Annotated in this window: 11 protein-coding genes and 1 riboswitch; of the genes, 2 read left to right on the forward strand and 9 right to left on the reverse strand. The window is 66.6% G+C overall.

Going from position 1 to position 14,573, the window contains the following annotated elements; translation table 11 throughout:
- Window positions 1-198: 198 nt before the first annotated feature.
- The gene (locus CF68_RS14455; RefSeq protein WP_035819891.1) at window positions 199-1,605 is read right to left on the reverse strand and encodes a nucleobase:cation symporter-2 family protein; all 1,407 of its coding nucleotides are present in this window, start codon (window positions 1,603-1,605) and stop codon (window positions 199-201) included.
- Window positions 1,606-1,784: 179 nt separating this feature from the next.
- Window positions 1,785-2,555 (reverse strand): GntR family transcriptional regulator, encoded by a 771-nt coding sequence (locus CF68_RS14460; RefSeq protein WP_035819893.1) that lies wholly within the window; start codon window positions 2,553-2,555, stop codon window positions 1,785-1,787.
- 297 nt (window positions 2,556-2,852) lie between these two features.
- Here CF68_RS14460 and uraH point away from each other — a divergent pair, with 297 nt between their 5' ends.
- Together uraH and CF68_RS14470 are read left to right on the forward strand one after the other, a co-directional pair.
- Window positions 2,853-3,206 carry a hydroxyisourate hydrolase gene (uraH, locus tag CF68_RS14465; RefSeq protein WP_010809171.1) on the forward strand — a complete coding sequence of 118 codons (354 nt, stop codon included), beginning with the start codon at window positions 2,853-2,855 and terminating at the stop codon, window positions 3,204-3,206.
- A 31-nt stretch (window positions 3,207-3,237) separates the two neighbouring features.
- Window positions 3,238-4,449 (forward strand): urate hydroxylase PuuD, encoded by a 1,212-nt coding sequence (locus CF68_RS14470; protein ID WP_035819895.1) that lies wholly within the window; start codon window positions 3,238-3,240, stop codon window positions 4,447-4,449.
- Window positions 4,450-4,610: 161 nt separating this feature from the next.
- Here CF68_RS14470 and CF68_RS14475 read toward each other — a convergent pair whose 3' ends face one another.
- From CF68_RS14475 to xdhA, 7 genes are all read right to left on the reverse strand, one after another.
- Window positions 4,611-5,186, reverse strand: a complete 576-nt coding sequence (locus CF68_RS14475) for a TMEM165/GDT1 family protein (RefSeq protein ID WP_035819898.1) — start codon at window positions 5,184-5,186, stop codon at window positions 4,611-4,613.
- Window positions 5,187-5,300: 114 nt separating this feature from the next.
- A riboswitch (yybP-ykoY riboswitch) is annotated at window positions 5,301-5,450 on the reverse strand.
- A 60-nt stretch (window positions 5,451-5,510) separates the two neighbouring features.
- Window positions 5,511-6,686, reverse strand: coding sequence for a fatty acid desaturase (locus tag CF68_RS14480; protein WP_035819900.1), 1,176 nt, complete (start codon window positions 6,684-6,686; stop codon window positions 5,511-5,513).
- Window positions 6,687-6,877: 191 nt separating this feature from the next.
- Window positions 6,878-8,200: a guanine deaminase gene (guaD, locus tag CF68_RS14485; protein WP_035819902.1), complete on the reverse strand. Its 1,323-nt coding sequence runs from the start codon at window positions 8,198-8,200 to the stop codon at window positions 6,878-6,880.
- A 76-nt stretch (window positions 8,201-8,276) separates the two neighbouring features.
- Entirely contained in the window at window positions 8,277-9,332 is a 1,056-nt protein-coding gene (locus CF68_RS14490; protein WP_035819904.1) for an adenosine deaminase, read from the reverse strand.
- Window positions 9,333-9,387: 55 nt separating this feature from the next.
- Window positions 9,388-10,377, reverse strand: a complete 990-nt coding sequence (gene xdhC, locus CF68_RS14495; protein WP_035820033.1) for a xanthine dehydrogenase accessory protein XdhC — start codon at window positions 10,375-10,377, stop codon at window positions 9,388-9,390.
- Between the two features lie 181 nt (window positions 10,378-10,558).
- On the reverse strand, window positions 10,559-12,907 hold the full coding sequence (gene xdhB, locus CF68_RS14500; protein ID WP_035819906.1) for a xanthine dehydrogenase molybdopterin binding subunit: 2,349 nt from the start codon (window positions 12,905-12,907) through the stop codon (window positions 10,559-10,561).
- Window positions 12,908-12,932: 25 nt separating this feature from the next.
- On the reverse strand, window positions 12,933-14,435 hold the full coding sequence (gene xdhA / locus CF68_RS14505) for a xanthine dehydrogenase small subunit (protein WP_035819908.1): 1,503 nt from the start codon (window positions 14,433-14,435) through the stop codon (window positions 12,933-12,935).
- Between the last annotated feature and the right edge of the window lie 138 nt (window positions 14,436-14,573).

Genomic DNA, 14,573 nt, shown 5'->3' on the forward strand with positions numbered 1-14,573 from the left:
CGCCCGGCCAGCGGGCGTGCGGCGGCCGGGCACCGTATCCGATGAGATCGCGTGGATAGTTATCTTTTGTCATGTGTCTTTGCTTGCTTCAGGAAAACTCCCGGCACCGCCGCGCCGCCCGCAAGCGCCGACCATCACGCAATGAACGTGCCAGTCGTGCCGGCGGCGGTGCCGGATACTTCGATACCGTTGCTTCGATTACTCCGTGCCGTGCGAGTTGGCAGCGGCGTTGCGCATGGCCTCTTCGCGCGACTGGATGCCGTTGTAGAACAGGTTCAGCGCCACGGCCACGATGGTGCCCAGCACGATGCCGCTGTGGGTGAACGGACCGGTCCACTTCGGCAGGTACTGGAAGAAGGTCGGTGCCAGCGTCGGGATCATGCCGGCGCCGATCGAGATGGCGACGATGAACAGGTTGTGGCGGTTGCGGTTGAAATCGCACGAGCCCAGGATGCGGATGCCGGTGGCGGCCACCATGCCGAACATCACGATGCCGGCGCCGCCCAGCACGAACTGCGGCACCGAGGCCACCACGTGGGCCATCTTGGGGAACAGGCCGAACGCGACCAGGATGATGCCGCCGGCAGCCGCCACGTAGCGCGAGCGCACGCCGGTCACCGTCACCAGGCCCACGTTCTGCGAGAACGAGGTGTACGGGAAGGTGTTGAAGACGCCGCCGATCACGGTGCCCAAGCCGTCGGCGCGCAGGCCGCGGGTCAGGTCCTCGTTGCTCAGCTTCTTGCCGGTGATGTCCGACAGCGCCAGGAACATGCCGGTGGATTCCACCAGCGTGATCAGCATGACGATGCACATCGACAGGATGGCGGTCACTTCGAAGGTCGGGATGCCGAAGTGCAGCGGCGTGATGACAGCGACAAAGCTGGCTTCATCCAGGCCTTCGAACGACACCTTGCCCATTGCCATCGCCACCAGCGTGCCGGCGATGATGCCCAGCAGCACTGCGCAGTTGGCCACCAGGCCGCGGCCGTACTTGGTCAGCAGCAGGATGATCAGCAGCGTCAGGCCGGCAATGCCGAGGTTGGCCAGGTCGCCGTAGGCGAGGTTCGGCACCTCCTTGACCACGCCGTCGATCACGGCACGGGTGGTGGGCTGGCCGCCGGCCGCCCAGTTGATGCCCACGCGCATCAGCGACACGCCGATCAGCGTGATCACCGTGCCGGTCACCACTGGCGGGAACAGCCCCAGCATGCGCCCCATCATCGGCGCAATCAGGATGCCGAATATCCCCGACGCGATCACCGCGCCATAGATGCCGAGCAGGCCGACATTGGGATCGGTGCCGATGGCGATCATCGGCGCCACCGAGGCGAAGGTCACGCCCATCATCACCGGCAGGCGGATGCCGAACTTCCAGAAACCAAAGGCCTGGATCAGCGTGGCCAGGCCCGCGGCGAACAGGTCGGCGTTGATCAGGAACGCCAGCTGGTCCTTGGGCAGCTTGAGCGCGCCACCAACGATCAGGGGCACGGCAACCGTGCCGGCGTACATCACCAGAACGTGCTGCAACCCGAGCGCGAGCAGGCGCCCGGAAGGCAAACGCTCGTTGGTGAGGTCCGTCGGGACCGTGGTGCTTGCGGAATTCATGGGTGCGTCTCCTCTCCTTTGGTTTGATGGGAACACCACTGCCATGGCCCCGGTCCTGGATGCCGGTAGGTCTCCGGACCGTTATCTGCCTGTCGTCTCAGCACTCTCGCTTTCGAGCCGGGTGCTGTTTGCCGACTGGGTCTGGCCTTGTATTTGGGGGCAGGGGCGGGAACACCGTGCTAGGTGGAGCGGCCTAGTACGCTGCGAAGATCAAAGTTGCCCGGCTCGTCCGGCTGCACGCGGTCGGCGCAGGCGCCAAGGTGGTGCGCCATGCGCGACTGGGCCAGCGCGGCATTGCCCTGTTCGAGTGCGTCGAGGATCTCTTCGTGTTCATCGAACGAGCAGGCGTTGTTGCCCGGGGCTTCCACGCTGGCGATCATCAGCGTGGTGCGCGACACCAGCCGGCGCATCATGTTGACCAGCAGCGCGTTGCCCGAAAGTTCCGCCAGGGCCGTATGGAACTCGGCGGACAGGCGGATCCATTTGGGCCGGTCATGCGTGAGGAAGGCCTGGCGCTCGCTGGCCACCATCTGGCGCAGCGGCGCGATCACGGTCTTGACGTCGGGCATGCCGGCAAGCTTTTCCAGCACCGCGCGTTCCAGCATCTGGCGCAGCTCGAACATGTCGTGCGCTTCGTCGGTGGAGGGGCTGGCGATAAAGGCGCCGCGGTTGGGTTCGAGGTCGACCATGCCGTCGGCGGCCAGGTGCGACAGCACCTTGCGCACCGTGTGCCGCGCGGTGGCATAGATCTCGCAAAGGGAATGCTCGGTCAGCTTGGTGCGCGGCGGCAGCCGGTGCTCCATGATCGCGTCGTAGATCTCGTGATACATGCGCTCTTCGACCGAGCCCTTGCGTGCGGGCTTGGCGGGCTTGCCCGCCTGGATTTCGGTCAACTCGGCGTCGGCCTTGGATTCGGCGTTGGCGGCAATCAGCTTCAGGCTCTTGGACATCGTGGCACCAGCAGTCAGGCAGGGCACCGCAAATCCTGGACATCAGGCAGCGGTGATCCAAAAATTGTTGACAATTATTTGGTTACTGCTTCAATATTGTCAACAAAACCGACTCAGGTTTTCGACAACTCAGGGAAATCCCTGAATTGCCAACCGGGTAGTGCAGGCGCATTGTCGCCACGCACCACCCAGCGCCGGGATGCGTTACCAGACGTACCGAGCGGGCACCATTCCCACAAATGGTGCTAGTGAAGGCAGCGGCGCCCCTCACAACCCAATCGCCTAAGGAAAAACACGATGGGACGCTTGACCACACACGTACTCGACACCGCTGCCGGCACGCCCGGCAAGGGCATGTCGGTTACTCTTCATAAGATTGTCGACAATCGTCGCGAAACCCTGAAGACAGTCGTGACGAACCACGACGGCCGTTGCGACCAGCCACTGCTGGAAGGCGCGGACTTCGCCGTCGGCGTGTATGAGCTGGAATTCGCTGCGGGCGACTACTTCCGCGCGCAAGGCACGCAGCTGCCCGAGCCGGCTTTCCTGGACGTGGTGCCCCTGCGCTTCGGTATTGCCGATGTCAACGCGCACTACCACGTGCCCCTCCTGGTTTCGCCCTGGTCGTACTCGACCTACCGCGGCAGCTGAAGCGGTGGCATAGGGAAACAGGAGACAAGACATGGAAGGCTATATTCTCGACTGGGCCAATCTGCTGCTGCGCTGGGTGCACGTCATCACGGCGATCGCGTGGATCGGCTCCTCGTTCTATTTCGTCTGGCTCGACAACAGCCTGACCCGTCCCACCGATCCTGACCTGCAGGAGAAGGGTGTCGGCGGCGAGCTGTGGGCCGTGCACGGCGGCGGTTTCTACAACCCGCAGAAATACCTGACCGCGCCCAAGACGCTGCCTGAGAACCTGCACTGGTTCTACTGGGAGTCGTATTCCACCTGGATGACCGGCTTCGGCCTGCTGGTGGTGCTGTACCTGTTCAACGCCAGCACGTTCCTGATCGACAAGAACGTCTACGACATGTCGCCCGGCGCGGCGGTCGGCCTGGCGCTCTCCTACCTGGCCGCGGGCTGGGTGGTCTATGACGTGATCTGTCGCGTGTTCGGCAAGAGCGACAAGACCGTGGGCGTGCTGGTGGCGATCTACGTGGCCGTGGCTGCCTACGTGGCGTGCCACCTGTTCTCGGGCCGTGCGGCGTTCCTGCTGACCGGCGCGATGATCGCCACCATCATGAGCGCCAACGTGCTGGTGTGGATCATCCCGGGGCAACGCAAGGTGGTTGCCGCGCTGCGCGCAGGCCAGCCGGTCGATCCGGTCCATGGCAAGAACGCCAAGCAGCGCAGCGTGCACAACACGTACTTCACGCTGCCGGTGCTGTTCGCGATGCTGTCGAACCACTACAGCATGACATACAGCTACAAGTACAACTGGGCCGCGCTGATCCTGATCATGCTGGCCGGTGTGCTGATCCGCCAGTTCTTCATCCTCAAGCACAAGGGCAAGATCAACGTGGCCTGGCCCGCAGCCGGCGTTGCCGTGCTGGCCGTGGTCGCCGTGCTGATCGCGCCGCAACCGCGCCCGGCCGTGGCCAAGGCAGAAGGCGGTGACGCTGCCGCCCCCGCCGTCAGCTTTGCCAAGGTGCAGGAAGTGATGAACGCGCGCTGCGTGCAGTGCCACGCCGAGCAGCCGAAGATGATGCCGACCGCAGCCAAGGGCATCAAGCTCGACACCGCGGAAGACATCAAGGCCCACGCGCAGCTGATCTACCAGCAGGCCGTGCAGCAGAAGGCGATGCCGCTGGGCAACGTGACGCAGATCACCGACGACGAGCGTGCCCTGCTGGGGCAGTGGTTCGAAGGCGGTGCCAAGACCACCAACTAAGGGTGGCTTGAGTTGAAAAGCATCAGGGCCGGCGCGTGCTGCCGGCCCGCGAAATCCGAGCATCGGTGATCGACGGTCCGGAGGGTTGTGCAGTTGGCAACCGTCAGTACCGGACCGGCGAGGGTTTGAACGGGGCCTTGTGCCCCGTTTTTTTTGTCGACTTATCCGCCGATATTCAGCAACGCCAGCACCCCCAGCACCAGGAAAATCCCCGCCGCGATCTTGTGCACCAGCGCGATCGGCATCTTGTTGGCAAACTTGTCGCCAAGCAGGACAGCCGGCGCATTGGCGACCATCATGCCGAAGGTGGTGCCGGCCACCACGGCAATCACCGCATCGCTGAAGCGCGCGGCCAGCGCCACGGTGGCGATCTGGGTCTTGTCGCCCATCTCGGCGAAGAAGAAGGCCACGATGGTGGTGCCGAGGATGCCGAGAGCGCCCTTGACTGGCTTGGCCTGTTCGGCGTCGTCGAGCTTGTCGGGGATCAGCATCCATCCCGCCATCGCAATAAAGCCCAGGCCCAGGATCCAGCGCAGCAGGCTTTCGCCCAGCACATGCGTGATCCAGCCGCCGAGCGCGCCGGCAAAGCCATGGTTGAACAGCGTGGCGATCAGGATGCCAAGAATGATGGGAACGGGCTTGCGGTAGCGCGCGGCCAGCACCAGCGACAGCAATTGCGTCTTGTCGCCCATTTCGGCGAGGGCGACGATGCCTGTGGAGACGAGGAAGGCTTCCATATTGGTCTTGTGGGGTAACCGGGCCGCAATGCATCGCGAGATGCCAATGACGCACACCTTTCCCGGCCCGGCCAGAAAGGTATGGTCATCGGTCTCGCCAGGCTGGACGCTGCCGGGTCCGTATCAGTACACGGCCGGGCGGGTCCGGAGCTGCGCACGCCATAACCGCAAGCGGTCAAGTCTGTTGACGTACGCCCCTGTCTCCCGGAATCCGCATTGCGCGGCGCGGTGAGAGCAGGGCGGCTACTCCCCAATGGAAGCGGCAATTATAGCGGCCGCGGGGGCAGGCGGCCCCCCCCCCCCCCCGCCACAAGGCCTGCACCCTCAGGCGGGTACAGGCGCGTTGTCGCTGGTCTGGCGGCCGCGGAAATCGGTCCAGCACAGGGCCTTGAAGTCGTAGAGCTTGCAGCGGCGCGCGGTGTCGAAATACCAGCGCCAGGAGAAGTTCTCGACGATGATGCGGCCCGGCAGCGCGTGCTCCAGCAGTGCCTGGGCGCGCTTGAGGCGGTACAGCGGCACGCTCATGTCGACGTGGTGCGCGGTGTGTTCCATGATGTGGTGCAGCGCGGCGCCGATGCCGTGGCGGAAGCGCAGGTGCACGGTGGTCGAGACAAAGGGCTGCGCCTTGGCCCACATGGCCTTGGTGTCATACCAGGCGACGCTGGTATGGGTGTGGTGCACGTACAGCACGAAGCCGACGGTGACGTTCCAAACCAGGAAGGGCAGCACGAAGCCGGCACCGATCAGCATCCAGACGGACTGGTCCGTGGCCAGTGCCAGGCCAGCCAGCGCGCCGATCCAGGCCAGCCCGAACGCGGCTACCAGCACACAGTCGCCGGTGAAGATCGGGCGGCGCGTGGCCATCTGGCGCTTGCTGGGGAAGAACATCTTGCACCACCAGATTTCCACCAGGTAATACAGGCCCGGGCCGAAGCCGGTGCGGTAGATGCGTTCCATCACGCGGCGCCAGCGCGGCAGCGCGTTGAATTCTTCCAGCGAGTAGGGCGCCCAGACGAAGTCGAAGCCCTTCAGGTTGGTGTAGCCGTGGTGCACCACGTTGTGGCCGACTTCCCACAGGCTGTACGGCGTCAGCGAGGGCAGGAAGGTGAGCCGGCCCAGCCACTTGTTCAGGCCGCGGCGCGGGGTCAGGCTCTGGTGGCAGGCATCGTGGCCGATGATAAACAGGCGCGCGATGATCAGCCCGGCCAGCACGCCCAGCGCTAGCTTGGCGGCCCAGTGCGGCGCCAGCACCACGCCGGCCAGCACGGCACCGAACAGCAGGTAGTCGAAGGCGAACAGCAGCAGTGCGCGCGGGGTGCTGCGCTGGCCCAGCGGGATCAGCCAGCCGCGGATGATCTTGCGCGAGGGCAGCGGGGCGTCCGGCGCGATTGGCTCCGGAAGCGGGGTGTGGCTGGGCGCGCCCTTGCGCGCGGCATGGGGCACGTCATGCGGGCCATGGGCGCGCTCAGGGGCGTGAGCGGCGGATTGGGAAGCGGTCATGCAGAACCTTCTGATTGCGGTCGGATGGGTATGGGCGCACGGCACGCAAAACAGCCGCGGCGGAACCGCAAGGTTAGAAGGCTTTGTCGGAGACGGTCTTGACGGTCGTCAAGCCGGAGGCGGGGGCGAAGCGGTAAACGCGCGCCCCCCCCCCNCGCATGGCGGCGGGCGGCTGCTGGCCAGGTGACGGATCAGGCGGCCGGCACGTGGGCGGCCTCGCCCATCACATAGACGCTGTCGATGACGCGGTCGTCGCCCAGCATGGCAAAGGCGAACAGTTCTTCTTCCAGCGTTTCCGAGCGGTTGCTGCGGCGGGCGATCAGCGGCGTGGCCTTGGGGTCCAGCACAATGAAGTCGGCCTCGCAGCCTTCGCTGAAACTGCCGACGCGGTCGGTCCAGCCCAGTGCCTCGGCCGCGGCGCGGGTGGCCAGGTAGAACATGCGCAGCGCGGTCAGGTAGTAGCCGCCCATGCGCGCCACCTTGTGCGCGGCGTTCATGGTGCGGAACATCGAGAACGAGGTGCCGCCGCCGACATCGGTGGCCAGGGTCACGTTCAGGCGGTTGGCGTCGGACTGGTGGAAGTCATAGAAGCCGCTGCCCAGGAACAGGTTGGAGGTGGGGCAATGCGCCACCGCGGCGCCGCTGTCGGCCAGGCGCCGGCGGTCGTCCTGGTCCAGGTAGATGGCGTGGCCGTACATCGCGCCCGGGCGCAGCAGGCCGTAGCGGTCGTACACGTCCAGGTAGCTGCGCGCGTCCGGGAACAGCTCGGCCACCCATTTGACCTCGTCGCGGTTCTCGGCCACGTGGGTCTGGATAAAGGCGTCCGGGTAGGCGCGCGCCAGCTCGCCGCAGGCGGCCAGCTGCGCCTCGGTCGAGGTCGGGGCAAAGCGCGGCGTGATGGCGTAGCCAAGGCGGCCCTTGTTATGCCAGCGCGAGAGCAGGTCGGCGGAGTCCCGGGCGCCGGTCTCGGCCGTATCGCGCAGGAATTCCGGGCAGTTGCGGTCCATCATCACCTTGCCCGTGACCATGCGCAGGTTGCGCGCCTCGCTTTCGGCAAAGAGGGCCTCGGCCGAGGCCTTGTGCACCGTGCTCCAGACCACCGCGCTGGTGGTGCCGTTGCGCAGCAGTTCTTCGGTGAAGAAGCCGGCCACGCCGCGCGCGTAGTCGGGGTCGGCAAAGCGGCGCTCTTCGGGGAAGGTGTAGGTGTCGAGCCAGTGCAGCAGGCCCGGCGACGGCGACGCGATCATGTCGGTCTGCGGGTAGTGCACGTGGGTATCGATAAAGCCGGGCACGATCAGCTTGCCCCGGTGGTCGACGATCTCGGCGTCGGCCGGAATGCGCGCAGCCAGCTGCGTATAGTCGCCAGCGGCGGCGATGCGCCCGTTGGTGACGATCAGCACCCCGTCGTCCCAATACTGATACGCATCCTCATGGAATTGCGGATCGCGCAGGAAATGCAGCACGCGGCCGCGAATGGCACGGGTGAGGGAGTCAGTCTTGGGGTTGGTCGTCATGGTTTGTCTCTTGTGGCCGACCCGCGCGGAACGGCATGGTTCAAGCAGCGGGCCGGGCTATTGGCATGCGCCGCGCTCAGGCCGCTGGAGCCGTTGCGGGCGGGGACTTGGGCGGACTCGACCAGAAGTGGTCGACTTCCGCCAGGAATTCAGCCTTCTGCATGGCAGGCAGGAAGGCCGCTTCAAAACTGTTGCGGGCAAGCTTGTGGGCATCGGCCGCGTCCAGCGGCAGCGCCTCGAAGGTGGCTTCCCAGTTGGCGTTCATATAGCCGCCGAAGTAGGCCGGATCGTCCGAATGCAGCGTGATCACCACGCCGGCATCGAGCATGCGCTTGAGCGGGTGGTCGCGCAGGTCCGGGTAGACCTTGAGCTTGACGTTGGACAGCGGGCACACGGTCAGCGCCACGCGCTCGCGCGCCAGGCGTTCCACCAGCGCGGGATCGTCGATGGCGCGCACGCCATGGTCGATGCGCTGTGCCTTGAGGATGTCGAGGGCGTCGGTGACGTATTGCGCCGGACCTTCCTCGCCCGCGTGGGCCACCAGGTGCAGGCCCAGTTCGCGCGCCCTGGCAAACACGCGCGCGAACTTCTCGGGCGGGTTGCCTTGCTCGGACGAATCCAGGCCCACGCCGACAAAGCGGTCGCGGTAGGGCAGCGCCGCTTCCAGCGTGGCGAAGGCGTCTTCCTCCGGCAGATGGCGCAGGAAGCACAGGATCAGGCTGCTGGAGAAGTCATATTCGGTGCGTGCCTGGGCCAGGGCATCGGCGATGCCGTCGATCACCACGCCAATCGGCACGCCGCGCGCGGTATGGGTCTGCGGATCGAAGAAGATCTCGGCGTGGCGGACGTTGTCGGCGACGGCGCGCTTGACGTAGTCCATGGTCATGTCGAAGAAATCTTCCTCGGTCAGCAGGACGCTGGCGCCGGCGTAGTAGATGTCCAGGAACGACTGCAGGTCGGTGAAGGCGTAGGCGGCGCGCAGCGCCTCGACGCTGGGGTAGGGCAGCGCCACCTGGTTGCGCTGCGCCAGCCGGAAGATCAGTTCCGGCTCAAGCGTGCCTTCGATATGCACATGCAGTTCGGCCTTGGGAGTGCGGCGGATCTGTTCCGCGAGCGCGGCATCGATGGTCATGGGGGCCTCGTTTCTGGGCATTTCTGTGCCTGCCGGCGGGGCCGGCGGCACGGGTTCAGGGATGCACCGCCTCCGGGCGGCCCAGACGCAGCGCGGCAAGGCGCTGTTCGCGGACCTGGAGCAGCTGGGCGACGATGGCTACCGCAATCATAGCCGGAGCCTTGTCGGTAATCCCGGGAACCCCCATGGGGCATGTCATTTCCGCAAACCGGGCCGGGTCGATGCCGTGCTCGGCCATGCGGTGTTCAAAGCGCGCGCGCTTGGTCTTGGAGCCGATCAGCCCGAAGTAGGCGAAATCGGTGCGCTTGAGGATTTCCTCGCACAGGGTCTGGTCCAGCGCATGGCTGTGCGTCATGACCAGGAAGTAGCTGCCCGCGGGCGCCTGGGCCACTACCGCTTCGGGCGTGTCGCTGGCCTCGGCCTCGACATTGTCGGGCAGCCCGCCGGGGAACAGCGTGTCGCGCTCGTCGACCCAGTGCACGCGGCACGGCAGCGTGGCCAGCACCTTGACCAGTGCATGGCCGACATGGCCCGCGCCAAACAGCACCACGTGCATGGTGTCGGGCACCAGCGTATCGGTCCAGCTGCCGTCGGCGTGCAGCGTTACGCCGGGGATCACGGCATGGCTGTCGCCATGGGTGATCGCGCCGCTGGCCGGTACCTGCCGCTGCAGTGCCTTGCCGGCGGTGAAATTGCGTTCGACCGCGTCAAGCCAGTGCAGGTCGGTTTTGCCCAGTACCTCGAACGCCAGCTGCACCACGCCGCCGCAGCACTGGCCCAGCGCCGGCCCGAGCGGAATGCGCTCGATCCGGCGTTGTTCACCGCGCACCAGCATCTCGCGTGCGATATCCATGCCGCGCCACTCCAGGTGGCCGCCACCGATGGTGCCGACCAGGTCGTCGGCGCTGACCAGCATGCGGATGCCGGCCTCGCGCGGGGCCGAGCCCTTGACTTCGACGATGGTGACCATCGCCACCGGCACGCCGGCGTGCACCATGCGGGCGGCGTCGGCGAAGCGGAAGGGTTTGAGCGGTGCGTCCTGCATGTCGGGGGCCTTGTCGGTGTTGCCTGGTTGCTGCTTGATGCTGTGGTGCTGCCTGCGCTGTGTCATCGCAAGAGTGGCGCGCGCCTGCTTCTTCCACCGGCCCCTTGCCCGTCAACGCGGCCAAGGGGGGAAAGTCCGGGGGCGCCCGCAGGCGCGCGCTTCCTGCGATGGTTCAGCCAGCTCAGGCTGGCTGCGCCGCGGCTTCGCGCACGGCGTCGACGGCGTCCAGGATCGCCTCGCTGGTGGCCGGGGCCTTCAGCGGCGGGTTGATGCGGTAGTCGCCAACGGCAGCCACGGCGTCGCGGATCGCGAAGAACACCGAGAACGGCAGCAGCAGCGGCGGCTCGCCCACGGCCTTGGAGCGGTAGATGCTGTCCTCGACGTTGCGGTTCTGGAACAGGCGCACGTTGAATTCCTCCGGGCAGTCGTTGACCGTCGGGATCTTGTACGTGGACGGGGCGTGCGTCATCAGCTTGCCGTCCTTGTTCCACCACAGTTCCTCGGTGGTCAGCCAGCCCATGCCCTGGATGAATGCGCCTTCGACCTGGCCGATGTCGATTGCCGGGTTCAGCGAGCGGCCGGCGTCGTGCAGCGCGTCGGCGCGCAGCAGCTTCCATTCGCCGGTAAGCGTGTCGACCAGCACCTCGGAGCACGCGGCACCGTAGGCGAAGTAGTAGAACGGGCGGCCCTGCAGCTTGCTCTGGTCCCAGTGCAGCTTGGGCGTGGTGTAGAAGCCGTCGGACCACAGCTGCACGCGCGCCACGTAGGCTTCGCGCGCCAGCTCGCCGAACGCCAGGCGCAGTTCGCCGGCGCTGACCAGGTCATCGTTGAAGCGCACCTCGGACGGCTCCACGCCGGCCTTGCGCGCGGCAAACACGGCCAGGCGCTCGCGGATCTGGCGCGCGGCGTCCTGCGCGGCCTTGCCGTTCAGGTCGGCGCCGGTGGAAGCGGCGGTGGCCGAGGTATTGGCCACCTTGCTGGTATCGGTCGCGGTCACGCGCACGCGTTCCATGCGGATGCCCAGCTCATGCGCCACCACCATCGCCACCTTGGTGTTCAGGCCCTGGCCCATTTCGGTGCCGCCGTGGTTCACCAGCACCGAGCCGTCGTTGTAGACGTGCACCAGCGCGCCGGCCTGGTTGAAGTGGGCCACGTTGAACGAGATGCCGAACTTCACCGGGGTGATGGCGATGCCCTTCTTCAGCACCGGGCTGGTGGCGTTGAAGGCGCGCGTAGCTTCGCGGCGGACGCGGTATTCGCTGCTGGCCACCAGTTCGTCGATCAGCTCGTGGATGACGTTGTCTTCCACGGTCTGGCCGTAGGGCGTGACGTTGTTCTCGGTCTTGCCGTAGAAGTTGGCGCGGCGCACGTCCAGCGAATCCTTGCCGACCGTGCGGGCGACATTGTCCAGGATGTATTCGACCGCGAATGCGCCCTGCGGGCCGCCGAAGCCGCGGAAGGCGGTATTGCTCTGCGTGTTGGTCTTGCCGCAGTAGCCGTCGATCTGCACGTTCGGCAGCCAGTAGGCATTGTCGAAGTGGCAGATGGCGCGGGTCATCACCGGGCCCGACAGGTCGGCCGAGAAGCCGGCGCGCGACACCATCTCGACCTTGACGCCCTCGATGTGGCCTTCGTCGTCGTGGCCCACGGTGTAGTCGAACACGAAGTCATGGCGCTTGCCGGTGATCATCATGTCGTCGTCGCGGTCCGGGCGCAGCTTGACCGGGCACATCAGCTTCCACGCGGCCAGCGCGGCGCAGCAGGCGAACAGCGCCGATTGCGACTCCTTGCCGCCGAAGCCGCCGCCCATGCGGCGGCATTCGACCAGCACCTGGTGCGCCTGCCAGCCGAGCATATGGCACACCGCGTGCTGCATTTCGGTCGGGTGCTGGGTCGAGCACCACACTTGCATGCCGTCGTTCTCGCGCGGCGCGGCGTACGAGATCTGGCCTTCCAGGTAGAACTGCTCCTGGCCGCCCAGGTGGATCTTGCCGCTGTCCTGGTGGGCCGCGCCGGCAATGCGCGCGGCGGGCTCGCCGCGCGTCAGGTGCATCGGCGGCAGCACATAGCTGCAGGCCTCGTGCGCCGCTTGCGGCGACAGCACCGGGGGCAGGTCTTCGTAGTCGATCGCGCCCAGGCGCGCGGCGCGGCGCGCGGCGTCATGCGAGGTCGCCACCACGATAAAGATCGGCTGGCCGATGAACTGGACCACGTCGCGTGCCAGGATCGGGTCGTCGTGGATGATCGGGCCGCAGTCGTTGGTGCCGGGGATGTCGTCCACCGTCAGCACGTCGACCACGCCGGGCGCGGCACGCACCTTGTCGAGCGAGACCGACTTGATGCGCGCGTGCGCGCGGGTGCTCATGCCGAGCGCGGCGTGCAGCGTGCCGGCCAGCTCAGGGATGTCGTCCGTGTAGGTGGCGGTGCCGGCCACGTGCAGGTGGGCGGATTCATGCGGACGCGAGATGCCGACCTGCGGGACCTGTTCGGCGGTGGCGTCGAGCAGGAAGGGTTCGGTTTGCTTGTTCATGCCGATGCTTTCCTTTTTCTCTGGCTCAGGCCGTGGCGGTTTCAGTGGCGCCGGCGCCGATGGCGCGGACGTTGACGGCTGCCGCGGGCAGCGCTTCGGCGCGGGTCTCCAGCCAGAAGCGGTACAGCAGGTTGGCGGCACCGCGGCTGCGGTACGACGCGGTCGCGCGCATGTCGGACAGCGGCGTGTAGTCCTGCGCCAGCGCGGCCATGCCGGCGCGGGCGGTGGCTTCATTCCACGGCTGGCCGGTCAGGGCCGCTTCGGTGGCGGCGGCGCGCTTGGGCGTGGCGGCCATGCCGCCGAAGGCGATGCGGGCCTGCGTGACGATGCCGTCCTGCACGGTGATGCCGAATGCGGCACACACGGCAGAAATATCCTCATCAAAGCGTTTGGACAGCTTGTAGGTGCGGAAGTGCTGCGGGCCGGCCACCGGCACGCGCAGCGCGGCGACGAATTCGCCCGGCTGCATCGCGGTCTTCTGGTAGGCCAGGTACAGGTCTTCCAGCGGCAGCGTGCGGCGCGTCTCGCCATGCTGCAGCACCACTTCCGTGCCCAGCGCGATCAGCGCCGGCATCGAATCGCCGATCGGCGAACCGTTGGCAATATTGCCGCCCAGCGTGCCGGCATTGCGGATCGGCAGCGAGGCAAAGCGCTTCCACATCTCTTCCAGTTCGGGGTGCGCGGTGTTGAGTGCGGCGTAGGCCTTTTCCAGCGTCACGGCGGCGCCGATCTCGACCATGCCGTCGCGTTCCTCGATGTGGTTCAGGTCTTCCACCTGGCCCACGTAGAGCAGGTTGCCCAGCTCGCGGAACTGCTTGGTGACCCATAGGCCCACGTCGGTGCTGCCGGCCAGGATGCGGATATCGGGCTGTGCCGCCTTGATCGCGCCGAACTCGGCCGCGGTGCGTGGGGCGAAGAACTCCTGGCCCTGGGCGCGGTAGCGGAAGGTCTCGCCGCGCTTGAGGTTGCGCAGGGTGTCGGCGATCTGCTTCGGGTTGAGCTTGTCCGCGGTGGGGGCGGGCAGGGCCATCATGCGTTCGCCGGCGTCGATGATCGGGCGGTAGCCGGTGCAGCGGCACAGGTTGCCGGTCAGCGTGTCGCAGATGGTCTGGCGCGAGGGGGCTTCGCCGCCCGGGGTGTGCTGCTGGTACAGCGCCCACAGCGACATCACGAAACCGGGGGTGCAGAAGCCGCACTGCGAGCCATGGCATTCGACCATGGCTTCCTGCACCGGGTGCAGGTTGCCGTCGGCCTGGCGCAGGTCCTCGACCGTGATCAGGGCCTTGCCGTCGAGGGTGGGCAGGAACTGGATGCAGGCGTTGACCGCCTTGAATTCGACATCGCCGCCGTCCTGCAGCTCGCCGACCACGACGGTGCAGGCGCCGCAGTCGCCTTCGGCGCAGCCTTCCTTGGTGCCGGTGCAGCGCGCGTCTTCACGCAGGTATTGCAGCACGGTGCGGGTAATGGGGGCGTCGGATACTTCCTTGACCTGGCCGCGGTGGAAAAAGCGGATGGTTTGCGTCTCCATGGTCTTCTCTCTCTTGGTGATGGCGGAAACATAGCACCCTGGCCTTTCATGCAATATTCGGCCCAGGTGATATGCCCCATCAGCGCGCGGCCCCGATTGGTGCCCCGCCGCACCGGCGGGCGCCCCCCCCGGGGGGGG

Origin of the sequence: Cupriavidus sp. SK-4, from assembly GCF_000611125.1 — a bacterium.
GTDB classification, from domain to species: Bacteria; Pseudomonadota; Gammaproteobacteria; order Burkholderiales; family Burkholderiaceae; genus Cupriavidus; species Cupriavidus necator.